The following is a 26,671-nucleotide window of genomic DNA, read 5'->3' on the forward strand; positions in this document are numbered from 1 at the left end:
GGGGTGACCGCGACGGCGCCCGCGTCGGGAACGGCGGCGGGCTCGGGGGTGGCCATCTTCACCGGCGTGCCCGCGTCCTCCGGAACGGTGACCGTCTTCGTCGGGGGCGTGCCCGCGTCGGTCTGCGCATCCACGGTCTTCGTGGGCGGCGGCGTGACGACCGGCGGAGGCGTCGTCTCCGGCGGCTTGGGCGCGTCCACGGGCTGCGTGGGCTGCGTCACCTTGGGCGCGTCGGGCTTGGGCGTTTCGGAGCTGCCCGAGCCCTTGGAGAGCACCACCGCGGCCACGGCCGCGACGAGGACCAGGCCGCCCGCGATGTAGAGGCCCGTGCGCTTGGGCTTCATCGCGGCGATCAGCGCCGCGTCGTCCTCGTCGTGCGTGGGCTTGGATGCGGCGGGCTTCGTGGAGGCCGCGCTGTTCGTGGACGCGGTGCTGGCCGGAGGGGGCGCGACAGGGGCCGGGGTGGTCGTCGCGGCAGCCGGGGCGTTCGCGCTGGGAGCGGAGGCCTCCGTGGCGCTCGCTCCGGACGGCTGCACGGGCGTGGCGGGCTCGGGCTCCGTGAAGTAGGCCTCGGACGCGGGCACGTCCTGCGCGGCGGGCTCCACCGGCTCCATGGAGGCCGGCTGTGTGTTGAAGGGCGTCGTCTCGGGGAACTCGACGTTGAGCGCCACGGGGGCCACCTGCGGCGGCGTGATGCCGTGGCCCGGATACGGCGGCAGCGCGAGCTGCGGCGGCGCGGACTCCTCCACCGGCACTTCTTCCTGGAAGGGCTCCATGCCGCTGACCAGCGTCACCTCGGACGACGGCGGGGCTGGCGTGGGCGGAGGCACGGGCGCCAGCGGGCTGGGCGCGATGGCCGCGCCACCGAAGATGGGCGGACGCGAGGGCTGCGACTCCACGGGCGCCTGCGCGGGCTGGGCGGCGAACGGGCTGGGCGCCGGAGCGCGGGCCGCGGACGACCAGGGCGAACCGGGGCCCCAGGTGCTGGAGGCGCTCAGGCCCTCCGTGTCCACCCGGCTCCAGTCGAGCAGCAGGCTGCGCCGCGCGTGATCCACCGCACGGTGCGCCGGAGGCGGCTCCACGAGGAACGCCGAGCCCTCCTGCGACAGCGGCGGAACCGCGGGCTCCGCGCCCTCCTGTCCGAACGGAGGCGGACCGTCCTCGCCGGGACGAACGCGCGGCGGGAAGATGACCACCTGCGCGGGCAGCGGGGAGACCGGCGCGGGCGCCATCTCCGCCACGGGCGTGACCTCCTCCATGGGCTCGGGATGCGCGGGCGCGGCTTCGGGCTCCGGCTCGGTGACCGGGACCTCCGCCACGGGCGCCGCCTCCACCGGGGGCGGTTCCACGGGGGCCGGCGCTTCCTGGGGCGCGGCCTCCTGCGCGGGCGCGACGTCCACGGGGATGGGCGGCGCGGCGTTCAGCCACTGCTCGATGCCCGGCTTGCTGCTCTGCACGGGCTCCAGCGGCGCGTTGCCCAGCTCGCGGATCAGCCCTTCGAAGTACAGCTTGCTGATGATGCCCAGCGCGGCCAGGTCCTCGAAGTCCGAGTCCTCCACCACGCGCGACAGCGCGCGCTTGCCGTCGAACAGGCGCAAGAGGCCGTTCACCTCGTCGGGGATCTCCGACAGGCGGTCCGCCAACTGGTGGTAGTCGATTTCGAAGACCGTCTCCAGGGGCGGGAGCTGCTCGAGCATCCGGCCCCACTCGTCCAGCCGGCGCATGCCCTCCATGAGGAGGCCCTGCGTGGAGACCTCGATGCGCTCCGTGCGGTCCAACGTGGTGAACTGCACGTCGAACTGGCCTTCGAACGTGTTGAGCAGGCGGTAGAAGGCGTTCTCGCCCTTGAGCCGGCCCAACTCCGCGTCGATGACGCGGCCCTCCTTGAAGTAGACGACGCCGGTGCGCTCGCCCTGGATGGAGATGACGCCCGTCTTGCGGCCGATTTCGAAGGTCTGGACCAGGTCCACGACGCCCATGTCGGCGAGGCTTCCCGCGAAGCCGCCCTTGGTCGTCTCGCGCTTCTCGATGCGTTCCTTCTCGGCCTTCTGAAGGATCATCTTCACGCGGGTGACGATCTCTTTGATGTAGATCGGCTTCGTCAGGTAGTCGTCGCCCCCGAGTTCCAGGCCGCGCACCTTGAACTCGACCGACTTCTGGTTCGTCAGGAAGACGAAGGGGATGAACTTGAAGCGCTCGTCGGACTTGAGCGTCTTGCAGAGCTCGAAGCCGTCCATCTCCGGCATCTTGGTGTCCGCGAGCACGAGGTCCGGCGGGCTGATCTGGACCTTCTCCAGCGCATCCTTGCCGTGGATCGCAGTCGTGACGGAGAAGCCGGCCTTCTTCAGGCTGACCTCCATCACGCGCAGACTCTTCGCGTCACCATCGACGAGGAGCAGGTGCTGCTTGGCCACGTGGCATGCCTTTCAAGACGGGCGGGACGGCGGATCCGACGGGGGCGTCCCGTAGGGGCAAGCATCGGGTCCGGTTTCCGGGTGTGTCAATGGGCGGGACTGTCCGGAAAACCGGCCGGCTCCCTCCCCAGGGGACAAGCAGGTCAGCGGAAGAGACCCTTCTTGGGGGGGTTCTTCTTGCGCATGTCGATGAGCCGCAGCTCCTGGTTCGCCTCCAGGTGCTTGGGGTTCGCACGGACGGCTTCCCGGAAGTGCTTCTCCGCGCGGTCCATGTCCCCTTCCACGCGGGCGATGACGCCCATCTGGTAGTGGGCGCGATCACAGTTCGGGTCGGTGCGCACCGCATCCGCCATCCACTGTTTCGCGCGGGGCATGTCGGCCTTGCGGCTGGGGTCCATGTAGACGGACCAGGCGCGCGCCGCGAGGTACAGGGGCTTGGGGTCCAGGCCGTACGCGCGCTCGTAGTGCTCGCTGGCGGCGAAGAAGTCGCGCTTGCGGAAGAACACCTCGCCCATGCGGAAGAGGTCGTCCGCGTTGGTGTCCGCGCGGGCCGAGCCTCTTCCTCCGCACGCAGGCGCGCTTCTTCGGCCAGACGCGCTTCCTCTGCGAGTCGGGCTTCCTCGATCGCGCGAAGACGGGCTTCTTCCGCGAGGCGGGCCTCTTCGGCCAGTCGCGCCTCTTCTTCCGCACGAAGGCGGGCTTCTTCCGCGAGCCGAGCCTCTTCCGCTGCGCGAAGACGGGCCTCTTCGGCGAGCCGAGCCTCTTCCGCGAGGCGGGCCTCTTCGGCCAGTCGCGCCTCTTCCGCGAGACGGGCCTCTTCCTCCGCACGCAGGCGGGCTTCTTCCGCGAGGCGAGCCTCCTCGGCCAGCCGCGCCTCTTCGGCGAGTCGCGCCTCTTCGGCTAGGCGAGCCTCTTCGGCTAGGCGAGCCTCCTCCGCGAGCCGTGCCTCTACCGCCGCACGAAGACGAGCTTCCTCTGCAAGCCGAGCCTCTTCTTCAGCACGAAGGCGAGCTTCCTCGGCGAGGCGAACTTCCTCGGCGAGGCGAGCTTCCTCCGCAAGCCGAGCCTCTTCGGCGAGGCGAGCTTCCTCTGCAAGCCGAGCCTCTTCTTCAGCACGAAGGCGAGCTTCCTCGGCGAGGCGAACTTCCTCGGCGAGGCGAGCTTCCTCCGCCGCACGCAGGCGCGCTTCTTCAGCCAGACGCGCTTCCTCAGCGAGTCGAGCCTCTTCAATCGCGCGAAGCCGAGCCTCTTCGGCCAAGCGCGCTTCTTCCGCCAGCCGGGCCTCTTCCTCTGCACGGAGTCGGGCTTCCTCCTCCGCGCGAAGCCGCGCTTCCTCCAAGAGGCGCGCCTCTTCATCTGCACGGAGTCGGGCCTCTTCCTCTGCGCGCAGGCGCGCCTCTTCGGCTAGGCGAGCTTCTTCCGCGAGCCGGGCCTCTTCGGCCAAGCGCGCCTCTTCTACAGCACGAAGCCGAGCCTCTTCCGCGAGCCGAGCCTCTTCTTCCGCACGCAGCCGAGCCTCTTCGGCCAGCCGAGCCTCTTCCGCGAGCCGAGCCTCTTCCGCGAGCCGAGCCTCTTCCGCGAGCCGAGCCTCTTCTTCCGCACGCAGCCGAGCCTCTTCGGCCAGCCGAGCCTCTTCCGCGAGCCGAGCCTCTTCCGCGAGTCGCGCCTCTTCGGCGAGACGTGCCTCCTCGGCAAGGCGAGCCTCTTCCTCCGCACGAAGCCGGGCCTCTTCGGCCAGACGCGCCTCTTCGGCGAGTCGTGCCTCTTCGGCTAGGCGAGCCTCTTCCTCCCCACGAAGCCGGGCCTCTTCGGCCAGACGCGCCTCCTCGGCGAGTCGTGCCTCTTCGGCACGAAGCCGTGCCTCCTCCGCGAGCCGAGCCTCTTCCGCGAGGCGGGCCTCTTCCTCTGCACGCAGGCGGGCTTCTTCCGCGAGACGAACCTCTTCGGCTAGGCGAGCCTCCTCCGCGAGCCGGGCCTCTTCTTCCGCACGAAGGCGAGACTCCTCTGCGAGTCGAGCCTCCTCCGCAAGCCGAGCCTCTTCGGCGAGTCGAGCCTCCTCCTCAGCACGAAGGCGAGCCTCCTCTGCGAGCCGAGCCTCTTCCTCCGCGAGAAGGCGGGCCTCCTCCGCCAAGAGAGCTTCTTCTTCGGCACGAAGCCGGGCCTCTTCGGCGAGCCGAGCCTCTTCGGCCAGACGTGCCTCTTCTTCACGAAGGCGCGCTTCCTCGGCGAGGCGGGCCTCCTCGGCGAGCCGGGCCTCCTCTTCCGCACGCAGCCGAGCTTCTTCGGCCAGACGCGCCTCTTCTGCCAGACGCGCTTCCTCCTCAGCGCGAAGACGGGCTTCTTCCGCGAGCCGGGCCTCCTCTTCCGCACGCAGGCGAGCCTCTTCGGCCAGGCGAGCCTCTTCCGCAAGCCGCGCCTCTTCCGCGAGTCGCTCTGCCTCAATGCGTGCCAGTTCCGCGAGCCGGGCTTCTTCCTCTGCTCGCAGCCGGGCTTCCTCGGCGAGGCGTGCTTCCTCTGACTGTCGAGCCTCTTCAGCAAGGCGCGCTGCTTCGATTCGAGCGGCTTCCTCGGCAAGGAGTGCCTCTTCGGCGAGCCGGGCCTCCTCTTCCGCACGCAGCCGAGCCTCTTCCGCGAGCCGAGCCTCTTCTTCCGCACGCAGCCGAGCCTCTTCCGCGAGCCGGGCCTCCTCGATCACGCGAAGGCGAGCCTCTTCGGCGAGCCGCGCCTCTTCCTCAGCACGAAGGCGGGCTTCCTCCGCGAGGCGTGCCTCTTCGGCGAGGCGAGCCTCTTCGGCAAGGCGAGCCTCTTCGGCAAGGCGTGCCTCTTCGGCAAGGCGTGCCTCTTCGGCCAGACGTGCTTCCTCTTCCGCACGAAGACGCGCCTCTTCCGCGAGCCGAGCCTCCTCTTCCGCACGCAGCCGAGCCTCTTCGGCCAGACGCGCCTCTTCCGCCAGACGCGCTTCCTCCTCCGCGCGGAGTCGAGCCTCTTCCGCGAGTCGGGCCTCCTCCGCAAGGCGGGCTTCTTCTATCGCCCGGAGACGTGCCTCCTCCGCGAACTGGGCCTCTTCTGCAAGGCGGGCTTCCTCCTCTGCACGAAGGCGTGCTTCTTCGGCCAGCCGAGCCTCTTCCGCGAGTCGCTCTGCTTCGAGCCGCGCCAGTTCCGCGAGCCGAGCCTCCTCCGCGAGTCGCTCTGCTTCGAGCCGCGCCAGCTCCGCGAGCCGAGCCTCTTCCGCGAGTCGCTCTGCTTCGAGCCGCGCCTCCTCCGCGAGTCGCTCTGCTTCAACGCGAGCAAGCTCCGCGAGCCGAGCTTCTTCGGCCAGACGTTCAGCTTCAATGCGCGCCAGTTCAGCCAACCGCGCCTCTTCGGCGAGTCGCTCGGCTTCAATGCGCGCCTCTTCGGCGAGTCGAGCCTCCTCCGCGAGACGCTCGGCTTCAACGCGCGCCTCTTCGGCGAGTCGAGCCTCCTCCGCGAGTCGCTCTGCTTCAATGCGCGCCAGTTCCGCAAGCCGAGCCTCTTCGGCGAGTCGCTCCGCTTCGAGCCGCGCCAGCTCCGCCAGCCGCGCCTCTTCGGCGAGCCGAGCCTCCTCCGCCAGCCGCTCCGACTCCAGCCGCTCCGCTTCGATGCGCGCCAGCTCCGCCAGCCGGGCCTCTTCGGCGAGCCGCTCCGCCTCCAGCCGAGCCAGCTCCGCCAACCGCGCCTCTTCGGCGAGCCGCTCCGCTTCAATGCGCGCCAGTTCCGCGAGCCGGGCCTCCTCCGCCAGCCGATCCGCCTCCCGCCGCGCTTCCTCCTCCGCCCGAAGCCGTGCCTCCTCCGCCAGCCGCGCCTCTTCCAGCGCCCGGAGCCGAGCCTCTTCCGCCAGCCGCTCCGCCTCGATGCGCGCCAGCTCCGCCAGCCGCGCCTCTTCCGCGAGCCGAGCCTCCTCCGCCAGCCGCTCCGCCTCCAGCCGCGCCAGCTCCGCGAGCCTCGCCTCCTCCGCGAGCCGCTCCGCCTCCTCGCGCCGGCGCGCCTCCTCGATGGCCCAGGCCTCCTCCTCCGCCTGCCGCAGCTCCTCCTCGCGCCGCAGCCGCTCGCGCTCGTCCCACTCCTCCACCGACAGGGCCTCGATGCGGCCCTCGCGCTCCAGCACCCGCAGCAGCGCCTGCTGTGCTCCCGTCAGCGACTCCGGCCTTCGGAACGCCCCCAGCGTCTCCAACAGGCCCCGCTCCGACGCATCCGTCAGCCACGGCTCGCACGCCGCCACCTCCGGGCAGCGGTAGACCCTCGCGGGCACGGGCTCACTGGGCGCCGGCTCCAGAGCCGCCCGCACCACCCGCACCCCCGCGATGGGCGCGAAATCCCCCACCGCGTCCACTGACTCCGCCTCGAAGTCCGCGCGCCCCGCGAGCTCGCTCAGCCGCCGCACCTGCGCCAGCACCTGCTGCTCGTGCACCACCGCGGGCCGCAGCCCGCTGTCCTCCAGCAGCTCCTCGTCCGGCGCCGCCGCCCCACCCCGCGCCCACAGCGCGTCCAGGGCGTCCACGCCCAACAGCCCGTTCTGGAAGAGCGCCTGCGCCGGCGTCTGGTAGCCGAAGCCCAGCTTCGCGCCCACCAGGTCGCCCTCGCGCAGCCACAGCGCGGACTCGCGTCCACCGGCGTGCAGCGTCAGCCGGCCGGTGGCTCGGGACTTGTGGGCGGCATACAGCGCTTCGGCGACCTGCGAGGCGGACATTCGGCCACGGAGTGTAGCCCGTCCCGCTCGCCCCTCAATTCGACGGCGGTGCCTGCCTGGCCGCCATCCCCAGCTGCACCTGCCGCAGCGCCTCGTAGGCGCCAATCCCCACCGAGGTCGAAAGATTCAAGCTCCGGCGCTCCGGCAGCATCGGGATGGTCACCGGCGTCCCCGTCCCCCCCTCCATCACCTCCGGCAACAGCCCCGTCACCTCCGAGCCGAACACCAGGTGGTCCCCCGGCTCGAACCGCGCCGCGTACAGCGACGTCTCCGCCCGGGCGGAGAACAGCCACCGCCGGGCCTGGGGGTACTCCGCTACATAGGCGTCGTAGGTCGGGTACAGCTTCAGGAACACCTTGTCCCAGTAGTCCAGCCCCGCCCGCTTCAGGTTCCGGTCGTCGATGGAGAACCCCAGGGGCTCCACCAGGATGAGCCGGCAGCCGGTCACCGCGCACAGCCGGGCCACGTTGCCGGTGTTGGGCGGAATCTGCGGGGAGACGAGGACCAGGTGCAGGGGGGACGCCAGGGACTCAAGCATGGGATAGAACACCGGACATGCACTGGAGGGTGACCAACGAAACGCGGCAGCGGCTGCTCGCGGACCGCGCCGAACGCGCCGAGTCCTTCGTCCAGCGCTTCCAGGGGCTCATGGGCCGCGCCTCGCTGCCCATGGGGGGCGGGATGCACATCGAGCCCTGCAATTCCATCCACACCTTCTTCATGCGCATCCCCATCGACGTCGCCTTCCTGGACGCGGAAGGGCGCATCGTCAAGCAACTGTCCGCCATGCCTCCCTGGCGGACCTCGTCCATCTACTTCAAGGCCCGCTCCGTCCTGGAGCTGCCCGCCGGGGTCCTCCTGGCCAGCGGCACCCAGGAGGGCGACCGCCTGGTTTTCGGCCCCGGAGAGCCCCCGGGCGCCTAGGGGGCCGAGGGCTCGTGCCGTCCCACCCACCCGTACCCGCAGGGGGGAATGCTGGGACAGACGAGAGGTTTTTGACCCCTTTTGGAGCGCTTTGTTAACGTCGCGCCCCGATTTTCACGCCTCTCCCCGGAAGAGTCCCTTCGCATGCGCATCGAGGTCGCTGGCAGCACCCACGTCGGGATGAAGCGGAACCACAACGAGGACAACTACCTCGTGCTCCCCGAGGAGAACCTCATGGTCGTGGCGGACGGCATGGGCGGTCACTCGTCCGGGGAGATCGCCAGCCGCATCGCGGTAGACGAGCTGGGTGAGTTCTTCCGCCTCACGTCCAAGGACCAGGACGCCACCTGGCCCTTCAAGATGGACAAGCAGCGCAACTACGACGAGAACCGCCTGGCCACCGGCATCAAGCTGGCGAACGCGCGCATCTTCGAGCGCGCCACGGTGGACACCAAGTACAAGGGCATGGGCACCACCATCGTGTCCGTGCACTTCGCGGAGAACGGCGTCTACGTGGGCCACGTGGGCGACAGCCGCGTGTACTTCTTCCGCGGCGGGATGCTCCAGCAGGTGACGGAGGACCACTCGCTGCTCAACGACTACCTCAAGGCGAAGAAGCTCACGCCGGAGGAGATCGAGAACTTCCCCCACAAGAACGTGATTGTCCGCGCGCTGGGGATGAAGGAGCAGGTGCAGGTGGACGTCACCCGCGTGGATCCGCTGGAGAACGACGTCTTCCTGCTGTGCTCGGACGGCCTGAGCGGCATGATCACCGACGCGCAGATGCAGGACATCCTGTCGCGCACGCCGGAGCTGGAGAAGGCGTGCGGCCAGCTCATCGACCTGGCCAACGCGGCGGGCGGCAACGACAACGTCACCTGCGTGCTCGCGCGCTACCACGCCGCCTGAGGCAGCCGCCCCATCCGGCCGCGTGAAGGCCCGTGCTCCCCGAAGGAGCGCGGGCCTTTGCCTTGAGGAGTCCCCATGTCCTGGAACCTGCTGACCGGCCTGCTGCTGATGGCGGCCCCGCCTGACTTCTCCCAGCCCCTCGGAGGCTCCGGAGGAACGGCGCCCGCGTCGGTCGCGACGCTCGTCTCGGACGGACAGCAGCTGGTGCTGGACGTGGACGTGGTGGACGCGACGCCATCGGACGCGACGGACGACGTCCACTCGGACCACGTGGAGGTGTGGTTCGGGCTGGAGGCGCCCGACGCGCTGATGCCTTCACGCGTCGTCACCACGTCCCCCGAGGGGAAGCTCTTCACGGTGAGAGACAAGGACGACCCGAAGGCGCTCGAGGCCATCATCCGCGACGAGTTCCCGGTGGACAAAGGCTGCGAGGAGGATCAGCGGGCCGTGCGCGAGCAGCTGGGCACGGCGCCCAAGCGGACGCGGGTGCTGCTGGGGCTCGCGCACCTGGGCTTCTTTCCAGACGGCCGCCCCCCCGTGCTCTACGACGTCGAGCGCTACCCGGGCCTGTCCCCGGCCCTGGGGGAAGGCGACGTGCGCTACGAAGTGCTGCGGACGGCCACGGGCTACCACGTGCGCGCGGTGCTCCAGCCCGGGGCGCTGCTGTTCGTCCCGAAGGACGGCGTGCGCACGTTGCGCGTCCGGGTGGACGCCATCGACGCGGGCGCCGCGGGCACGAAGGAGACGCTGCGCTCCACGCACCCGGCCCCGAAGTGGGGTGACGCGGAGACCCTGCGGACCGTGAAGCTCGCGAAGCCGCTCACGATGAAGCTGGTGGAGGGCCTTCCGGAGCTGGGGCGGCCCCTGACCAAGGCGCCCGGCGCGAAGCAGGCGTTCAATGAGCTGCCGCCCTACTTCCTGCGCACGGGGGAGACGTGGACCGGCGTGCGGGTGCTCCGCAAGGTCCCCTGGAGCACCGAGAGGCGGCACTGCTCCGTGACGCTCGATGATGTCACCGGATACAGCCCCCAGGCCAGTGTCTTCGGTCCGCCCACCCCGTTCGTGGGCGGTGACACCGCGAGCATCCAATTCAAGGCCCCGGGCGCCCCGACGACGCTGTACCTCGCCCGGGCGCCGGGCGACCTACGCGCCGTGCTGTCCAGCCAGGTGGTGGAGACGTTCCGGTTCAAGGACGGCACGCCGGGACTCGTGGAGCGGAGCGATGACCCCATGTATGGCCGCTACACGAACGGCCCCTGCGGCGGCGCGACCGTCGTCACGGTGCAGCTCGTGCGCCTGGAGAAGCAGGGGCCTAAGCGGACCGTCCTGCTGACCTGGGACGACTGCGGCAGCGGCATCTCGGACGGAAAGCAGCACTTGGCGCAGTACCCGGAGAGCGCCGACGAGGACATCATCCCGGAGCTCCACTGGGCCAGGCCGGGACAGAAGCTGCGCGTGACGTTCGGTACCCTCCTCACGCTGGAGGCCACCTGGAAACCCGATGGCTCCGGCGTGAAGGTGGAAACGGTCGCCGCCAGACCGTGATCAGCGCCCCGTCAGCGGCGCGGGCACCCGGTGCGGGCCCCACGCGAGCACCTCGGTGAGCGCTTCACCGGGGGACACCTGCGTCTCCTCGAACACGGCGCAGCGCTCGAGCCGCGCGCCCGGCCCCACCCTCGCTCCCGGACCCACCGACACGCCCGGGCCCACGGTGGCTTCCGCGTCCACCACGCTGCCCGCGCCCACGTAGGCGGGCCCGCGCACCGTCCCCGCGACGCGGGCCTCCGGGTGCACCCAGGCTCCGTCCGCTCCGGCCTTCAGCCCGTGAAACGGTGAGTCCTTCCCCAGCGCCTGCAGCGGCACGCGCCCTTCGAGCACGTCCCGCACCGTGGCCAGGTAACGCGACGGCATGCCCAGGTCGGACCAGTACGCGTCCACCGCGTGGCCCCGCACCTGGAGCCCCGCCTGCATCACCCGCACGTAGACCTCGCGGTTGATGTCCTCGGGGCCTTCGGCCGTCATGAAGTCGAACACGCTGGGGGACATCACGTGCACGCCCGTGAAGTGCCACGGCTTCAGGCCCTCGCCGCCCGGCCCGTAGCCCGCGATGCGGCGCACCTGCCCGCCCGCGTCCGCCTCCACCGCCGCGTACTTCTCCCCCTCCGGCATGGGCAGCAGCACCATCGTCGCCACCGCGCCGGACTCGCGATGCGCCGCGACCACGGGCTTCAGGTCCACTGGGAAGAGGATGTCCCCGTTGAACACGAGGAAGTCCTCGCCGGAGAGGAAGTCGCGCAAGCCGCGGATGCCTCCGCCCGTGCCCTGGATGACCGGCTCGTGCACCACGTGCAGCGGCAGCCCCGCGCGCTCGCACTCCGCGCGGGCCACCGCCGCCATCGTGTCCGGCAGGTGGTGCGTGTTGATGCCCACCTCCGTCACGCCCGCCGCCTTCAACACCGTCAGGTGGTAGCGCAGCAGCGGCTGCCCGAGGAACGGCATGGCCGGCTTGGGCCAGCGCTCCGTGAGCGGACGCAGGCGCGTGCCCAGGCCCGCGCAGAGGACCATCGCTTTCATGGCTTCAGGCCGCCAGCTCGGGCACGTACTTCGCCACCAGCTTCTGCAGCGGCGCCAGCTCCGGCCGGCGCGCGAACGCGGCCTTCACGTAGCGCAGCGACGCCGGGATGGACACCAGGAAGCCCGGGTTGCCCTTCACGCGGTTGATGAACTCGAAGCGCCCCGCGTCCTTCAGCTTGCGCTGGATGGTGAGCAGGTCGAAGAACGCCTTGAACTCCCTGGCGTCGATCTTCTCCCCGCTCTCCTGCTCGAACGTGGCGATGTAGCGGTCCAGCATCGTGTCCACGAAGTCGCGGTCCAGCTCCACGTAGCTGTCGCGCAGCAGCGCCACCAGGTCGTACTGGCGCGGCCCCTGGAGCGCGTCCTGGAAGTCGATGACCACCAGCTCGCCCTCCTTCACCATGATGTTGCGGCTCTGGTAGTCGCGGTGCGTGAAGCCTCGCGGCGCGGCGGCCAGCTGCTTCGCGATGTCCCGGAACGTGGCGTCCAGCTCCGCGCGCTCCGCGTCCGTGGGCAGCTTGCCGCTCCAGGCCTCCAGGCCCCACTCGCGGAAGTGGTGCAGCTCCCAGTCGTACAGGTCCTCGTCGAAGGCGCGCGTGAAGGCCAGGCACTCCGGGTCGCGCTGCTTCTCCGCCTGCACGCGCAGCTTCGCCAGCAGGTCCACCGCGCGCGTGTAGAGCGCCTGGTTGTGGCGGCCCCCCTCCAGCGCGGACTCGAAGGTGATGTCGCTCAGGTCCTCCAGCACCATGATGCCGGCGGGCTCGTCGTAGCGGAGGATTCGCGGCACGCGCACACCCAGCTTCTCCAGGTAGCGGTGCACGTTGACGAAGGGCAGCTCCTTCGGGGGCTCGCCCTTGGTGGCCTCCTCGCTCTTCTTCGTCGCGTCCGGCGGCATCACCATCAGCACCCAGCTCTCCGGGGCGCTGCCGACGCGGTAGTAGGAGCGGTTGCTCGCGTCGCCCTTCAACTTCTTGATGGGGGCATCGGGGACGGGACGGCCAATGGCCTGTCCCACCTGGTCGCGAAGGGCGGCCTCAAGTTCCATGGGGGGCGGGTACTCCAGAGGGGGAAGGGAAAGACGCCCGCGAGTATCGGAGGCACGGCGCGGCGGGTCAAAGCCCGCGTGGGCCTCGCGTCCGGCGGCCGCCTGCCCTGTCGCCTACGCGACGAGGAGCCCCAGGAAGCCCCCACACAGTCGCGGCATCCTGCGTCAGGAAGGGCCGTGCCTTCGGGCATGTTCCCCCTGACAGGGCGGAGCACATATAAGGCCCCGACCCTCACTTTTATCGGGAAGCCACGCACGATGGACATCCAACAGAACATCCTCACCGCCATTGGCCACACGCCGCTGGTGAAGCTCAACAAGCTCGTCGGTCCGAACGACGCCACCGTGCTCGTGAAGTGCGAGTTCATGAACCCCGGCGCGTCCATCAAGGACCGCATGGCGCTCTACATCATCGAAAAGGCCGAGCGGGAGGGGAAGCTCAAGCCCGGCGGCACCATCGTGGAGAACACGTCCGGCAACACCGGCATGGGCGTAGCGCTGGCGGCGGCGGTGAAGGGCTACAAGTGCATCTTCACCATGCCGGACAAGATGTCCCTGGAGAAGATCAACCGCCTGAAGGCCATGGGCGCCCAGGTCGTCGTCACGCCGACGAACGTTCCGGCGGAGGACCCTCGCAGCTACTACGAGACGTCCAAGCGCCTGGCCAAGGAGACGCCGGGCGCGTTCATGCTGAACCAGTACCACAACCCGGACAACATCGAGGCCCACTACCACACGACGGGTCCGGAGATCTTCCAGCAGACCGAAGGCAAGTTCGACTACTTCGTGTCCGGCCTGGGCACCGGCGGCACCATGAGCGGCGCCGGCAAGTACCTCAAGGAGAAGATCCCCGGCCTGAAGAACGTCGGCGTGGATCCGGAAGGCTCCGTCTACGAGGGCTACTTCAAGACGGGCAAGCTCACCGAGCCGCACGTCTACAAGGTCGAGGGCATTGGCGAGGACATGCTCTGCGGCGCCATGGACTTCAAGGTCGTGGACGACGTGCGCCAGGTCGATGACCGCATGTGCTTCAACGCCGCGCGCCGCCTCGCGCGCGAAGAGGGCATCTTCGCGGGCGGCTCGTCCGGCGCGGCGGTGCACGTGGCGGTGCAGCTGGCGAAGGAGGTCGGCAAGGGGAAGACCATCGTGGTCGTCCTCCCGGACTCCGGCAGCAGCTACATCAGCAAGTTCCACTCCGACGAGTGGATGCGCGACAACGGCTTCATGCAGGAGAAGGGCGCCGGCACGGTGCGCGACATCATCGGCGCGAAGCCCCGCGACCTGAAGACGGCCAAGCGCGGTGACCGCGTGGACCACGTGGTGGAGACCATGCGCAGCAATGGCATCAGCCAGATGCCCGTGGTGTCCGACGACGGGCGCGCCGTGGGCATGGTGCACGAGTACGACCTGCTCAACGCCCTGGTGGCCAACAAGGTGAAGTTCCAGGACGCCATCGACCCCATCGTCGCCCCGCTCCAGGGCGCCGTGTCCGCCGACGCCAGCATCGACCGGCTGCGTGAAATCTTCGCGCGCGACAACGTGGCCGTGGTGAAGGACGGCGAGACCGTCATCGCCATCGTCACGAAGATCGACCTCATCGACCACCTGCACCGCACCGCCGCTTAAGGCCGCGGGCGCGAGCGCCTGAAACACCGCGGGCCCGGAAGGAGGAGGACATCCTCCCTTCGGGCCCGTCGTGTTTCTCAAGCGGTGCTGCGGGTTCTTCAGAGTCCCGCGGGGTCCGGCTTCGTCAGGTCCAGGGCCACCATGTGGTAGCCCGGCCCCACGTGCATGAAGCCGAAGCGCTCCGCGCGGTTCTTGATGGCGTCCAGCTGCGAGTAGCCCAGGAGCAGCTTGAAGCCCTGTTTCCGGGCCTCGTCGCGGACGGCGGCGACGATGGCGTTGACGGCTTCGTTGCGGTCCTCCTTGGTCAGCCCGGGCGCGGCGATGATGCCTTCAATCAGCGCCACCGAGCTGTCCGTGCGGTACAGGAAGCCCGCCGCCTTCTCCGGCACCACGAAGCCGTACTCCGGCAGGGCCTCCGGCGTCATCGTCTCATCCCACGGCTTGCGCCACAGGTTGAGCAGTTCGTGGTGGACCTTGGGGTCGAAGCGGACGGGCTTCATGGACTAGGACAGGAACGTGGACATCTTCTGGGCGGCGAGCTCGGTCGCGTTGTTCATGCCCAGGTTGGTGAGCGGGTTGCTCTTGGTGGCCTTGAACAGGTCGCCGACGATGTCGGTGACCTTGCTCTTGCCCTTCGCCAGGTTCAGCGCGCCGGACAGCAGGCTGTTGCCGCCCGCGCCGTCCATCAGGCCGGAGCCGGCGAAGGCCCCCAGCGCGTTCTTGAGCACGCCGCCGCCCGGGATGAGGTCGGTGGCCGCGCCCAGCAGCGCCTGGAGGGGGTTCTTGCCCTGCATCAGACCGCTGGCGAAGCCCATCGCCGCGCCGAGCAGCGGGTTCACCGCCGACACGAACGGCTTGACGATGTCCATCACCTTGCCGAGAGCCTTGCCGATGCCACCCATGGTCTGATCCTTTTCGTGGAGGGCCGCGCGGGCCCTCGAAGTGAGACTGACAGTGGGATTCTCGGAGGAACGCCGGAGAAGTTTCCGGTTCCGGGATTATCCGAGTGACCCACCCCAAAGCCCTGTGATTCCAGGGCCTTGGAGGGACGTTTCAGCCCCGGATGGGGCCCTTCTTGGCTTCCGCCGGATCCACGGCGGTCCCGGGCTTGGGGGCCACGGTCTGGCCGGGCTTGGCGGTGGCACCCAGCGCGGCGCTGTAGCGCTGCTCGTGGCTCTTGTCGCTGCTGAAGCCGTCGCGCTGCTGGGCGGGGCTGATGGCGATCTCCCCGTCGATGATCTTCTGCAGGTGGGTGCCAATCTCCTCCACCGTGGGGATCTTCGGGTCGCGCGCCTTCAGCTCCTCGTCGGGGATGATCTCCAGCTGGGGCGGCTTGTCCGGGTGGATGGCGTAGTCGAGGATCTTCTCCACGTACTGCGCGACGGGGATCTTCAGCATCTCCGCCTGCTGCTGCACGTCGGCATCCGCCAGCAGCTCCGCGCGCACCACTTCCACGGGACGCTTCAGCCGGCTGGGCGCCGGAGGAGGAACGACCTCATTGGTGTTGGACATGGGCTTCTCCTTTGGGCGTATTGGTAACCCAGGTCAGCCCCGGAACTCAAAGTGTGGGTTCCCCGGCGCGGAAAAAGGGGCTGAACCGTCAGGGGGACGGAGGGCGGCGAGCGAAGAGGGCGTTGGCCACCTCCGTCATCACCACCTCGCCATTCTGGTTCACGACCTCCAGGCGCAGCTTGAGCGCGCCGCGGTCCGGCTTGCTCGTGGAGGGCTTCGCCTCCAGCGTCTCGATGCGGATCCGCAGCGAGTCACCGGGGCGCACCGGCTTCTTCCAGCGCAGCTCGTCCAGGCCCGGCGAACCCATGCCGGCGGCCTGGCCCAGCAGGCCCTCCACCATGAGCTTGTGGCAGATGGCGGCGGTGTGCCAACCGCTGGCGATGATGCCGCCGTAGATGCTCTTGCCGGCGGCGTCCTCGTCGATGTGGAAGGGCTGGGGGTCGAACTGGCGCGCGAACGCGATGATCTCCTCGCGCGTCACCACGTACGGCCCCCGCTCCATGATTTCGCCGACGGGGAAGTCCTCGAAGTAGCGCATGGTGTCCCTTCTGTGGGTGCCGGGCCCGCCGGCGGTTCAGCCCTTCCCTACCCTCCGGCGGACCTCGCGGCTACTGCGGAAGCGGCTCTTCGGGGTCGGCCACGGACTCCGGCGTGTCCGCGGGCGGAACGGGGCCACGCAAGGCCGGCTCCGCGCGGTCGTCCGTGGGGCCCGGCGGCGTGTCGTTCGCCTCCTCCGCCGCGGCTTCATCCGCCTCCAGCGCGCTGGCCTGGACACCGCGGACCGAAGCCTTGGCCAACGTCTTCTTGAGCGTCAGCGTGTCGCGCACGGTGTTGCTGGAGGTGATCAGCCGCGCGGTGAGCGTGCCGCCGTCCACCGTCACATCCAGGAAGCCGTAGGCCTGGTTGTCGCGCAGCGCGGTCCACGCGGGCTGGCTGGTGGCGAAGGGACGCAGCGTGGCGCCACCGCTGCCCACCACGAGGTACGGGATGCCGCGTTGGGTGCCGGAGGCCACGTTGTCTCCGTACATGGGCTTGCTGCGCTCGTAGTCGTGATCATGCCCGGTGAGCACCAGGTCCACGCCGTACTTCTCGAACAACGGGCCGAACTGGCGGCGCATGGTGAGCTGCGAACCGTGCTCGCCGCTGGACCACGACGGGTGGTGGAAGAAGGCCACCGTCCACGGACGCGTGTTCGCGGCCAGGTCCGACTCCGCCCACGCCTTCTGCGCCGCCAGCGTGCACCGGTCCGCGGACGCCAGGCCCACCGCGCAGTTGGAGTCCAGGGAGATGAAGTGCACCGGGCCCCAGTCGAAGGAGTAGTAGCGCTCGGAGCCCTGCGGGTTGTTGGCCGGCAGGTACATGTTGTCCAGGTAGGGCTGCCCCTGGTTCGTCACGTACTCGTGGTTGCCGGGAGTGGCGAACATGGGCACTTCGCGCAGCAGCCCGGCCATGGGCTTGAAGAGGTGCTCCTGGAACTCCGCGTCCGTGCCGTTCGGGTACGCGTTGTCGCCCAGGGCCAGCAGCAGCTCCGAGCGCCACTGCGGCGTGTTCATCACCGCCATCACCTTCGCCTGCATGCTGCCGCCGGTGCCGAAGTCACCCATCGCGGTGAAGTGCGCCTTGGTGGCCGAGGACGTCGTGGACGTCTGGAACCCGCGCAGGCCCGTCTTGCTGCCGCAGGCCTCCACCACGTAGCCGTAGGTGCGGCCCGCGGACAGGCCGTCCAGCTTCACCGCGTGGCGCGTGCCGGACATGCCCGCGCTGACGGAGGACGTGAGGCTGGTGCCCTCGCCGTAGCGCACCGTGGGGTTGCAGGTGCTCGCGGTGCGGAAGGCCACGATGGCGGACGTCTGCTTCACGCTCTGGAGGTATGGCAGGCGCGGCAGCGTGGGGCCGGAGTCGCTGGAGGACGGCGGCGCACTGGCCGCGCACGCACGGACCTCCGCGATGGAGTTCCAGTCGTTCACCGTGTTGCCGTTGACGGTGATGCGCACGTAGCGCGCGCTGCGCGAGGAGAACGCCACCGTCTGCGCGGACGCATTGAGCGCGCTGTCACCCGCGTACGCCTGGGTGAAGGTGCCGCCATCGGTGGACGTGGAGACGACGAAGTGGTTCTGGCGCTCGTTGCCCCGGTGCCACGCGATGGTGGTGCCCGTGAGCGTCTGCGCCGAGCCCAGGTCCATCTGGAGCCAGACGCCCGTCCCCTGCGCGCTCCAGCGCGTGGAGAGGTTGTCGTCCTGCGTGTTGCCGGGAACGTTGCCGTCGTCACCGCTGGCCGTCACCGTCTTCGTGACGAGCTGATTGCAGTTGGACGCGGAGAGCGACTCCGGCAGCGCGGCCGGAGGAACGTCGGAGTCAGTGGGAACGGGCGGAGACTCGCAGCCAGTCGCGAGCCACGCGCCCAGGAGGCAGGTGGGGCCAAGCAGTCGGTTACGCATCGCGCCGGAAACGTTGTGTACCAACCAACATTCCCCCTGCCCCGGAGGGCAGGCCAGGCCGCCTGGAGCGCGAGCGAGCGCCGGGGACTACTTCACGCGGTCGAGCGCCTGCGCGAGGTCGTCGATGAGGTCCTGCGCGTCCTCGATGCCGACGGACAGGCGGATGAAGCCGTCCAGGATGCCCAGCTTCTCACGCATCTCCTTGGGGACGGAGGCGTGGGTCATGATGGCGGGGTGCTCGATGAGGGACTCGACGCCGCCCAGGGACTCGGCGCAGGCGAAGACCTTCACCGTCTTGAGGAAGGTGCGCGCCGCCTCCAGGCCGCCGTGGATGTCGAACGTCAGCATGCCGCCGAAGCCGGTCATCTGCTGCTTCGCGAGCGCGTACTGCGGATGCGTCTCCAGGCCCGGGTAGGTGACCTTCTTCACCTGCTTGTGCGTGGACAGGTACTGGGCCACCTTCATCGCGTTCTGCGCGTGGCGGTCCATGCGCACGTGCAGCGTCTTCACGCCGCGCAGCACGAGGAAGCTGTCGAAGGCGCCGGACACGCCGCCCACGGCGTTCTGCAGGAAGTACATCCGCTCGGCGATGTCATCGCGGCTGGTGCAGACGAAGCCGCCCACCACGTCGCTGTGGCCGTTCAGGTACTTCGTCGTGGAGTGCGCCACGACGTCGAAGCCCAGGTCGAGCGGCTTCTGGAAGTACGGCGTCATGAACGTGTTGTCCGCGACGGAGATGATGCCGCGCTTCTTGGCGACCTCGGCGATGCGCGCCAGGTCGATGAGCTTGAGCATCGGGTTCGTCGGCGTCTCCACCCAGACCATCTTCGTCTTCGGGGTGATGGCCGCCTCGAAGTTCTCCGGCTTGGAGAGGTCCACGAAGGAGAAGTTCAGGCCGGAGCGCTTGAACACCTTGTCGAAGATGCGGAAGGTGCCGCCGTACACGTCGTCGGAGACGATGACGTGGTCACCGGCCTCCAGCATGTGCATCAGCATGTCCGTGCCGGCGAGGCCGGACGCGAACGCGGCGCCGTACTTCGCGCCTTCCAGCGCGGCCAGGCAGTCCTGCAGCGCCTTGCGCGTGGGGTTCTGCGTGCGGCTGTACTCGTAGCCCTTGTGCTCCCCCGGTCCGTCCTGGACGTAGGTGGAGGTCAGGTACACGGGCGTCATGATGGCGCCGGTGGTGGGATCCGGCTCCTGGCCGGCGTGGATGGCGAGCGTGTCGAAGCGCATGGCTTCGCGAACTAACACAGTCCCACCGGCCGCGCAGCGTTCCCAGCCTGCTCCGGAGTCGTCCTACTCGAAGCGGCCGTGCCGGCCCGCTCCTTTCGCGAAGCGCGTGGCCCCAGGGATGGACTCCGACTGGAGCACCTTCACCCCGCCCTGGAACTCCTGGCGCATCGCGTCTTCGAAGGCCAGGTCGCCCTGGGCATAGGCGGAGGCCCGGTCCGCGTTCATGCAGGCCTGCGGGAAGGCGGCGATTTGAGCGGCCAGGGCTTCCGCGGCGCTCCGGGCCTCGCCCTTCGGCACCACGCGGTTGACCAGGCCCATGCCCAGCGCCTCGGCAGACGACACGGGGCGGCCGGTGAGGATGAGGTCCAGGGCGCGAGACAGGCCAATCAGCCGGGGCAGGCGCACGGTGCCTCCGTCGATGAGGGGCACGCCCCAGCGCCGGCAGAAGACGCCCAGCACCGCGTCCTCCTCCGCCACGCGCAGGTCGCACCACAGCGCCAGCTCCAGGCCGCCCGCCACCGCGTGGCCGCTGATGGCCGCCACCACCGGCTTGGACAGGCGCATGCGCGAAGGCCCCATGGGCCCGTCGCCGTCCGGCTCCAGGCGCAGCAGGCGCCCTTCCGACACGGCCTTCAGGTCCGCGCCCGCGCAGAAGGTGCCCGCGTCGCCGTACAGGACGCCCACGCGCGCGTCGGGGTCCGCGTCGAAGGCACGGAAGGCGTCCGCCAGCTCGCGCGCCGTGTCGGCATCCACCGCGTTGCGGACCTCCGGCCGGTGGAGGATGACGGTGGTGACGGGGCCGTTCTTCTCGACGCGCACGCTCATGGGCCGTGGTTTTCCCCCGCCCCCGGGGCGGCCTGCAATATGAGGGGAGCCATGGCGGACGAAGGCAATCAGGAGACGCAGGGCGCGGGCATGTTCGAGAACCGCCTGCGCAAGAACGCGAAGCGCCTGCGCAAGTGGGCCCGCGCGCAGGGGCTCACCGCCTTCCGCGTCTATGACCGGGACATCCCCGAGTACTCCTACGCCGTGGACGTCTACGGCGACCACGCCCACGTCGTGGAGTTCCCGCGCCGCAAGGCCCACGCGAAGGGCGCGAACGCGGACGCGGACCGCGCGGAGGTGCTCGCCGCCGTCACCGCCGTGCTGGGCGTGCCGCCCGAGCGCACGTCCGTGAAGACGCACACGCCCCAGCCCTGGGGCCGCTCGCAGTACGGCCGCGTGGGAGAGGGCAGCGAGCGGCTGGTGGTGGAGGAGCAGGGCCTCAAGTTCTGGGTGAACCTGGGCGACTACCTGGACACCGGCCTCTTCATGGACCACCGCAACACCCGCGCCCGCGTGCGCAGCGAGGCCAAGGGGAAGCACTTCCTCAACCTCTTCGCCTACACCGGCGCGTTCACCGTGTACGCGGCGGCGGGCGGCGCGGCGGGCAGCGTGAGCGTGGACCTGTCCAACACGTACCTGGACTGGGCGGAGGACAACCTGGTCCTCAACGGCCTGGCGGATCCGCGCCACGTGCTCATCCGCGCGGACGCGAAGGCGTGGCTGGAGGACCAGGCGAAGCACGGGGACGACAAGTACGACCTCATCGTCTGCGACCCGCCGTCGTTCTCCACGTCGAAGAAGATGTCGGGGAACTTCGACGTGCAGCGCGACCACGTGCGGATGATGGAACACCTCCGGGCGCTCATGGCCCCCGGAGGCGTCCTCTACTTCTCCACCAACTTCCTGGGCTTCGAACTGAAGGACTCCGCGACCCGGGACATGGCGCAGGTGGAGGAAATCACCCCCCGCTCCATCCCCGAGGACTTCCACCGCAAGGAGATCCACCGATGCTGGCGCATGGTGGCCCCCTCGCGGTGAGCTTCAGCCGCTGACGGCTACAGCCAGCAGACGTTGTCCTGGCAGCGCTCGCCGGACGGGCACTCGCAGTTGGCCTGGCAGACCTTGCCGGAGCCGTGGTTCACCGGCTTGCACTGGCCGCTGTTGCAGGCCTGGCCCGCCGGGCACTCGCAGTTGGCGCGGCACACGGTGCCGGACGTCCCCGCGTCGTTCGACGGCTGCGGCGGAGGCAGCTTGCACTTGCCGCTGGTGCAGACCTCACCGGACGGGCACTCGCAGTTCACCGTGCAGGACCAGTTGCTGCCCGAGCCCGCGTCCGGCACCGGCGCCTTGCAGTAGCCGCTCGTGCACACCTGACCGGAGGGGCAGTCGCAGTTGGCGAGGCACGCCTGGCCCGGGTCCGGCTGCGGCGACTTGCACTGGCCGCTGTTGCAGACCTGGCCCGCCGGGCACTCGCAGTTCGCCGTGCACTGGCCACCGGACGGAATGGGCAGGCAGTAGCCCACTTCGCACTTGGTGTCCGCCGAGCACTCCGTCGTGGAGGAGCACGGCGCGCGGCACTGGCCGTTCACGCAGTCGCGGCCCGAGGGGCACTGGGCCTCCGTGGTGCACGCGTTCGGGTCCGTCGGCGGCTTCTGGCACAGGCCCTGGACGCACAGGCCACCCGGGCCGCACTTGTCGTCCCTGTCGCACTGCTGACGGCACGCGCCGTTGATGCAGTAGTGGTCCGCACCGCAGTCAGAGTTGACCCGGCAGACCGCGGTGCCGGCGTCGGAGCCCGCGTCCGGCTTGGTGCCGCCGTCCGTGCCCGCGTCCGGCCTGGTGCCGCCGTCCGAGCCCGCGTCCGGCTTGGTGCCGGCATCCGGCTTGGTGCCGCCGTCCGTGGTGCCCGCGTCCGGCTTGGTGCCGGAGGAGGTACAGAAGTTGTCCTTGCAGCGGCCGCCCGCGCCACATTCCGAGTCGCGGTAGCACGACTGGGCGCACCAGCCGTTGATGCACATCTGCGTGCCGGGACACTCGCTGGAGTAGACGCAGTTCTTGGAGTCGGAGTTCAGGTCCCAGCAGCTACCGGAGTGACAGTACTGGTTCGAGCCGCAGTCGGACGTGGTGGAGCAGCCGTAGCTGGAGTCGTAGTCGTCGTCGGGCCAGTACCCGCCGCCGTTCGTCTCCAGGATGCAACCCGACAGCAGGCCTAACAGCGCAAGGAACGGCACGACCAATGTGCCGCGAAGCGTGATGTTCCTCATGAGTGGGGGCTCCAAAGAAGGGGATGGGTCCGGACCGGCCACCGGGGGGGTCATCCGATTTCGAGAGCCTTCGACGCAAGAGGGGGCCAGATTGATCAAATAATTTTGATCTTTTTTCGTCTCTCCGGAGACCCAGGGGCACGGAGGCAGTGTGCTCGTCTGGACCACCACTACAGACTGGAGGGCGTTCCTGGAGGAAGGGGACGTCCGGCGTCGCCCTGAAGGAGAAGGCCTGGTGTTCAGCCGAGGAGCGCGCACGTGGGCGTCCGCGGTCCCGCCGGAGTCCGGCGTGGACGTGGCGGACGCGCGTGGCCCGGCTTCCGCGGACGAGGCCCGCCTGCGGCTCCTGGTCCAGCGGGTCCAGCAGGGGGACCTGACCGCCTTCGAGCAGCTCTACGAGGCCACCAAGCTGGACGCGGCGCGAACCCTGCGCCACCTGGTGGGAAACCGCGTGGAGGTGGATGACCTCCTTCAGGAGACCTACCTGCGGCTGCTCACGGCGGTGAAGGGCTTCCGGGGGGAGTCTCGCTTCAAGACGTTCCTCTATCGGGTGTGCGCCAACGTGGCGCTCAGCCATCTGAGGTGGAAGCGGCGCCGGCCGGAGGACTCCTTCGCGGACCCGCCGGAGATGGTGGCGACGGGGGAGGACCCGGAGCGCGCCGCGGAGCGTCGTCAGGCCGCCCGGCTGGTGGAGGCGGCGCTGGAGAAGCTCAAGCCCAAGAAGCGCATCGTCTTCGTCTACGCCGAGCTGTGCGGCATGAGCCCGGACGAGATTGCCCTCGCCGTGGGAAGCTCTCCCAACACCGTGCGCAGCCGCCTGCACCACGCGAGATTGGAGTTCACCGAAGCCATGCAGCGTCTGGTCGTCGCCCGGCCGATGGGAGGCTCCCATGGCCGGTCATGAGACACAGGCCCTGTGGGCGCTGGCCGCGGGCGAGCTGGATGCCGCCGGCAAGGCCCGGGTGGAGGCGCACGTGGCGGAGTGCGCCGCGTGCGCGGCGGAGTGGAAGCGCGTGGTGGAGGCCCGGGCGATGCTGCACACGGCGCGCTCGGTGGAGCCTTCCGTGCGGTGGGAGGAGACGGGGGCGAAGCTGAAGGCAGCCGCGGCGAAGCGGATGGCGGTGCCCGAGCGGCGGTTCCTGTCGCCCTGGGCGATGACTCTCGCGGGGGCCTGCGCCGTCGCGCTGGTGGTGTGGCTGGGTGGGGCGCGCTGGAAGCAGGACGGGAACACGACGCCCGTCGCGGTGCGGACTCCTCCTTCGGAGGCGGTTTCCGGCACGAAGGATTCCCACGCTCCGACGGAGGAAGCGGTCGCGGCCCGTCCAGAGGTGGCGCCCGCGAAGCAGGAAGCGGTCGCGGCTCATTCGGAGGCTGCGTCCACCACGGAGGCGGAGCGCGTCACCGGCGCGGTGGTGCGGGAGGCCACCGGTGCGGAACATGCGCTGGTGGCCGGGATGCGGCTGCGCTCGGGCATGGCGGTGCGGACGCCTCCGAAGGCGTCGGCCGTGCTGCGGCTTCCGGATGAGAGCCGCGTGCGTCTGTCGGCGGGCTCGGACGTGGTGTTCGCCCGCGCGGAGTCGAACGCCGTGCACCTGACCGTCCAGCAGGGACGGCTGTCCGTGAATGCCTCGCATGCGCGGCGCGACGTGTTCCTCGTGGAGTCCGCGGGCCTGCGGGTGTCCGTCGTGGGGACGGTCTTTTCCGTGGAGCGCACGGCGGCCGGAGCCGCGGTGGCGGTGCTCGAAGGGCGCGTGCGTGTGGACGCGGAGGGTCAGCCTCCGCGCTTCGTGGACGCGGGCGAACGCGTGGAGCTCGCGGGCACGGGTGAAACCTTGAAGCCTCGCGCGCTCTCCGCCGGAGACCGGCAGGCGTTCCGGGACCTGCGGGCCGCGGAGCCCGGCGCAGCGGTCGCGAGCGTCGTGCCAGCGAAGAAGGGACCGTCGCGCGTCGAAGTGAGCCCGTCCGTTGCCACCCGCGACACGCCCTCGGAGGCGCGCACGCCCGCGGCCGGCACCCCGCCCGAGGAGAACAACGCCGCGCCGTCGCAGGCCGTCGCCCAGAACACGCCCGGCACCCCGCCCGTGGAGAACAAGGCCTCGCCGTCGCAGGCCGTCACCCAGAACACGCCTGGCACCTCGCCCGTGGAGAACAAGGCCTCGCCGTCGCAGGCCGTCGCGCAGAAGGCGCCCGAGGCTCAGCCCGGAGAGACCAACGCCGCGCCGTCGCAGGCCGTCGCCCAGAAGACGCCTGATGCTCCGGCTCCCGAGGCGCCTCGCACCGCCGTCGCCCAGGCCCCCGCGGTGCCCTCGCCAGGCGAGGCCCTGGCCCAGGCGCACGCTCCCAACACGGAGATTCCCCAGGCCGTGCATCCGCGCGAGCCCACCCCCTCCGACGACTTCGCGCCCTACCCTGGCGCTTCAGCGGGTTCGCTCGCGTCCTCCGCGCCCGTGCCGGGCGCCGTGCAGGCTCCCTCCATGGCTCCGGTCACGCCCGCGGAGCCGCGCAAGCGCAAGACGCTGGGAGCGCTCGTTCCGGGCGGACTGATGTCGGACGACTCCGACGAGCGCTTCCTCGGCTACGCCAAGGTGCAGACGGCCCCCACCACGTGCGGGCAGTTCCTCGTGGGACTGGGGGAGATCGCCGCCGCCAGCCCTCGCACGAACCACCGCGAACAGGCCCGCATCCTGCGCGGCCGCTGCCTCAACAGGCAGCACCTGCCCGCGGACGCGGAGGACGAGTTCCGCCAGTACCTCCGCGAGTTCCCCAACGGCCGCTACGCCACCGAGGCCCGCATCGCCCTGGGCATGTCCGCCGAACCCGAGCCCGGCGCCCCCGCGAAGGCCCCCGCGCCCATGCCGGCTCCCACGCCCGTGACACCTCGCTGGAACGGCTCGCCCCAGCGCGTACCCGTCAGCCCCGGGGTTCCTCGTCGCTGGTGAACTCCGCGTCCACCTCGCCCCCTTCGCTCCGGGGGCGGCGGAAGGTGGCGGGGCCTTCTTCCGAGGGCGAGGGCTCCACCTTCGCGGGCGTCTCCTGCTCGTCGAAGCGCCGGGCTTCCTCGAACGGATCCACTCCCGGAACAGGCCCGACCTGCGTGAAGCGCACGGTGCCCGACCGCAGCGTCTTCTCCAGCGAGCGGCGCACCCGCGCCGTCACCCAGCGGCGCACCGGCGGCACCATCAGCGAGAGCCCCATCAGGTCCGAGATGAACCCCGGCGCGATGAGCAGCGCGCCGCCCACCATCACCAGCACGCCGTTGAGCAGGCCCTCCTCGGGCACGCCGCCGCCGGCCATGGCCTCGCGCCAGTTGCGGAACACCTTCTCGCCCTGCCTCCGGGCGATGAGGCTCCCCAGCACGGCGGAGACCGCCAGCAGCGCGAGCGTGGACCCCAACCCGATGTGATGCCCCAGGGTAATCAGCAGGTACAGCTCCGCCAGGGGCAACAGGATGCAGACGATGACGAGGGCCTTGAGCACGCTGGCACGTTAACGCCAGATTCACTCCAGCGCTCATTGCTGGACGGACACGCCGTGTCTTCCGCCCTCCAGGGTCCCCGGCGCCCCCCGGCTCACTCCCCGTTGAGCTTCTCCATCAGGAAGCGCATCACGAAGAAGAGGAGGGCGAAGCCGCCCACCGCGAAGAGCACCAGCCGCGACGACAGCGACATGCGCTCGGACGGCAGGCCCAGCGACTGCACCCGCTCGGCCCGGTCCATTGCCTCCGCCAGGCCGGGGGTGATCTCCATGGGCTTCGCGGTGCGCCGGTAGTGCTCCGTGCGCAGGTACTGCTCGACCACCCGCTCCGTGGCGGAGCCCGTGAGGACCTCTCCCAGCTGCGGGTCGAATAGCCGGAGCTGAGCCTGGTGGGCCAGCCCGGCGGCCTCCGTGAGGACCTCGCGGATGAGCTCTTCACCGTCCACCAGCGGCACGCGCAGCTCCGCGCCCACCACCCGCTTGCCGTCGCGCAGGGGCAGCACCTCCACGGTGCCCACCCCCAGGTCCCACTCGCGCACACCGTCCGAGCGGTCGGTCCCCGGGCGTGCCGCCAGCAGGGCGTCCACCCGGGCCATGTCGAAGGGGGCGCCCTGGGTCCGCGCCTGAAGGACCAACTCGTAACTCACGTGGGTTGCGAGTATACGCCGCGCGGTTGCTCCCGCCTCTTTCCCCCCGAGACGCCTCGATGAAGCCCACCTCTCCCC

Annotated in this window: 27 protein-coding genes; 7 read left to right on the forward strand and 20 right to left on the reverse strand. The window is 70.1% G+C overall.

Annotated features, from left to right (window positions below; genetic code table 11):
* The 8 genes from D7V77_RS23845 to D7V77_RS23855 all read right to left on the reverse strand — a co-directional run.
* On the reverse strand, positions 1–2,414 hold a 2,414-nt coding region (locus D7V77_RS23845), incomplete at its 3' end, for a response regulator (RefSeq protein WP_233597193.1).
* 143 nt (positions 2,415–2,557) lie between these two features.
* Entirely contained in the window at positions 2,558–2,929 is a 372-nt protein-coding gene (locus D7V77_RS45960; protein ID WP_368666195.1) for a tetratricopeptide repeat protein, read from the reverse strand.
* Positions 2,930–3,362: 433 nt separating this feature from the next.
* Positions 3,363–3,776 carry a hypothetical protein gene (locus D7V77_RS45965; protein WP_368666196.1) on the reverse strand — a complete coding sequence of 138 codons (414 nt, stop codon included), beginning with the start codon at positions 3,774–3,776 and terminating at the stop codon, positions 3,363–3,365.
* Positions 3,777–3,869: 93 nt separating this feature from the next.
* A complete protein-coding gene (locus D7V77_RS45970; RefSeq protein ID WP_368666197.1) occupies positions 3,870–4,130 on the reverse strand; it encodes a hypothetical protein in 261 nt (86 codons plus the stop codon).
* Positions 4,131–4,361: 231 nt separating this feature from the next.
* On the reverse strand, positions 4,362–5,069 hold the full coding sequence (locus D7V77_RS45975; RefSeq protein WP_368666198.1) for a hypothetical protein: 708 nt from the start codon (positions 5,067–5,069) through the stop codon (positions 4,362–4,364).
* Positions 5,070–5,105: 36 nt separating this feature from the next.
* A complete protein-coding gene (locus D7V77_RS45980; protein ID WP_368666199.1) occupies positions 5,106–5,426 on the reverse strand; it encodes a hypothetical protein in 321 nt (106 codons plus the stop codon).
* A 12-nt stretch (positions 5,427–5,438) separates the two neighbouring features.
* Entirely contained in the window at positions 5,439–5,900 is a 462-nt protein-coding gene (locus tag D7V77_RS45985; protein WP_368666200.1) for a hypothetical protein, read from the reverse strand.
* A 1,256-nt stretch (positions 5,901–7,156) separates the two neighbouring features.
* Complete coding sequence (locus D7V77_RS23855) at positions 7,157–7,660, reverse strand: tRNA (cytidine(34)-2'-O)-methyltransferase (protein WP_120578618.1); 504 nt, start codon at positions 7,658–7,660, stop codon at positions 7,157–7,159.
* Between the two features lie 17 nt (positions 7,661–7,677).
* On the opposite strand from D7V77_RS23855, the gene D7V77_RS23860 reads away from it, so the two are divergent.
* From D7V77_RS23860 to D7V77_RS23870, 3 genes are all read left to right on the forward strand, one after another.
* Positions 7,678–8,046, forward strand: coding sequence for a DUF192 domain-containing protein (locus D7V77_RS23860; protein ID WP_120578599.1), 369 nt, complete (start codon positions 7,678–7,680; stop codon positions 8,044–8,046).
* 144 nt (positions 8,047–8,190) lie between these two features.
* Positions 8,191–8,955: a Stp1/IreP family PP2C-type Ser/Thr phosphatase gene (locus tag D7V77_RS23865; protein WP_120578600.1), complete on the forward strand. Its 765-nt coding sequence runs from the start codon at positions 8,191–8,193 to the stop codon at positions 8,953–8,955.
* A gap of 75 nt (positions 8,956–9,030) precedes the next feature.
* Complete coding sequence (locus D7V77_RS23870; protein WP_120578601.1) at positions 9,031–10,500, forward strand: hypothetical protein; 1,470 nt, start codon at positions 9,031–9,033, stop codon at positions 10,498–10,500.
* Here D7V77_RS23870 and D7V77_RS23875 read toward each other — a convergent pair whose 3' ends face one another.
* Entirely contained in the window at positions 10,501–11,529 is a 1,029-nt protein-coding gene (locus tag D7V77_RS23875) for an NDP-sugar synthase (protein WP_120578602.1), read from the reverse strand. It abuts the gene before it with no gap.
* 4 nt (positions 11,530–11,533) lie between these two features.
* A complete protein-coding gene (locus tag D7V77_RS23880) occupies positions 11,534–12,574 on the reverse strand; it encodes an aminoglycoside phosphotransferase family protein (RefSeq protein ID WP_120578603.1) in 1,041 nt (346 codons plus the stop codon).
* A 258-nt stretch (positions 12,575–12,832) separates the two neighbouring features.
* On the opposite strand from D7V77_RS23880, the gene D7V77_RS23885 reads away from it, so the two are divergent.
* Positions 12,833–14,200 (forward strand): pyridoxal-phosphate dependent enzyme, encoded by a 1,368-nt coding sequence (locus tag D7V77_RS23885; RefSeq protein ID WP_120578604.1) that lies wholly within the window; start codon positions 12,833–12,835, stop codon positions 14,198–14,200.
* A 98-nt stretch (positions 14,201–14,298) separates the two neighbouring features.
* On the opposite strand, the gene D7V77_RS23890 is transcribed toward D7V77_RS23885, so the two are convergent.
* The 7 genes from D7V77_RS23890 to D7V77_RS23920 form a co-directional block, all read right to left on the reverse strand.
* A complete protein-coding gene (locus D7V77_RS23890; protein WP_120578605.1) occupies positions 14,299–14,700 on the reverse strand; it encodes a hypothetical protein in 402 nt (133 codons plus the stop codon).
* Between the two features lie 3 nt (positions 14,701–14,703).
* Positions 14,704–15,102 carry a hypothetical protein gene (locus D7V77_RS23895; RefSeq protein WP_120578606.1) on the reverse strand — a complete coding sequence of 133 codons (399 nt, stop codon included), beginning with the start codon at positions 15,100–15,102 and terminating at the stop codon, positions 14,704–14,706.
* Positions 15,103–15,253: 151 nt separating this feature from the next.
* Positions 15,254–15,712: a hypothetical protein gene (locus D7V77_RS23900; protein WP_120578607.1), complete on the reverse strand. Its 459-nt coding sequence runs from the start codon at positions 15,710–15,712 to the stop codon at positions 15,254–15,256.
* 88 nt (positions 15,713–15,800) lie between these two features.
* A complete protein-coding gene (locus D7V77_RS23905) occupies positions 15,801–16,250 on the reverse strand; it encodes a MaoC family dehydratase (RefSeq protein WP_120578608.1) in 450 nt (149 codons plus the stop codon).
* A 70-nt stretch (positions 16,251–16,320) separates the two neighbouring features.
* On the reverse strand, positions 16,321–18,150 hold the full coding sequence (locus tag D7V77_RS23910; protein ID WP_120578609.1) for a discoidin domain-containing protein: 1,830 nt from the start codon (positions 18,148–18,150) through the stop codon (positions 16,321–16,323).
* Between the two features lie 87 nt (positions 18,151–18,237).
* A complete protein-coding gene (locus D7V77_RS23915; RefSeq protein WP_120578610.1) occupies positions 18,238–19,383 on the reverse strand; it encodes a cystathionine gamma-synthase in 1,146 nt (381 codons plus the stop codon).
* A 63-nt stretch (positions 19,384–19,446) separates the two neighbouring features.
* Positions 19,447–20,208 carry a crotonase/enoyl-CoA hydratase family protein gene (locus tag D7V77_RS23920; RefSeq protein ID WP_120578611.1) on the reverse strand — a complete coding sequence of 254 codons (762 nt, stop codon included), beginning with the start codon at positions 20,206–20,208 and terminating at the stop codon, positions 19,447–19,449.
* Positions 20,209–20,259: 51 nt separating this feature from the next.
* On the opposite strand from D7V77_RS23920, the gene D7V77_RS23925 reads away from it, so the two are divergent.
* Complete coding sequence (locus D7V77_RS23925) at positions 20,260–21,246, forward strand: class I SAM-dependent methyltransferase (protein WP_120578612.1); 987 nt, start codon at positions 20,260–20,262, stop codon at positions 21,244–21,246.
* Positions 21,247–21,263: 17 nt separating this feature from the next.
* Here D7V77_RS23925 and D7V77_RS23930 read toward each other — a convergent pair whose 3' ends face one another.
* A complete protein-coding gene (locus D7V77_RS23930) occupies positions 21,264–22,472 on the reverse strand; it encodes a Dickkopf N-terminal cysteine-rich domain-containing protein (RefSeq protein WP_120578613.1) in 1,209 nt (402 codons plus the stop codon).
* A gap of 235 nt (positions 22,473–22,707) precedes the next feature.
* Here D7V77_RS23930 and D7V77_RS23935 point away from each other — a divergent pair, with 235 nt between their 5' ends.
* Together D7V77_RS23935 and D7V77_RS23940 are read left to right on the forward strand one after the other, a co-directional pair.
* Entirely contained in the window at positions 22,708–23,376 is a 669-nt protein-coding gene (locus D7V77_RS23935; protein WP_120578614.1) for an RNA polymerase sigma factor, read from the forward strand.
* A complete protein-coding gene (locus D7V77_RS23940; RefSeq protein ID WP_120578615.1) occupies positions 23,363–25,411 on the forward strand; it encodes a FecR family protein in 2,049 nt (682 codons plus the stop codon). Before D7V77_RS23935 ends, D7V77_RS23940 begins: the two co-directional genes overlap by 14 nt.
* Here D7V77_RS23940 and D7V77_RS23945 read toward each other — a convergent pair.
* Both D7V77_RS23945 and D7V77_RS23950 read right to left on the reverse strand, forming a co-directional pair.
* Positions 25,383–25,949, reverse strand: coding sequence for an FxsA family protein (locus tag D7V77_RS23945; RefSeq protein WP_120578616.1), 567 nt, complete (start codon positions 25,947–25,949; stop codon positions 25,383–25,385). The genes D7V77_RS23940 and D7V77_RS23945 overlap by 29 nt on opposite strands.
* A gap of 92 nt (positions 25,950–26,041) precedes the next feature.
* Complete coding sequence (locus D7V77_RS23950; protein ID WP_126934211.1) at positions 26,042–26,593, reverse strand: hypothetical protein; 552 nt, start codon at positions 26,591–26,593, stop codon at positions 26,042–26,044.
* Between the last annotated feature and the right edge of the window lie 78 nt (positions 26,594–26,671).

It is taken from the genome of Corallococcus sp. CA041A (assembly GCF_003612075.1).
GTDB classification, from domain to species: domain Bacteria; phylum Myxococcota; class Myxococcia; order Myxococcales; family Myxococcaceae; genus Corallococcus; species Corallococcus exiguus.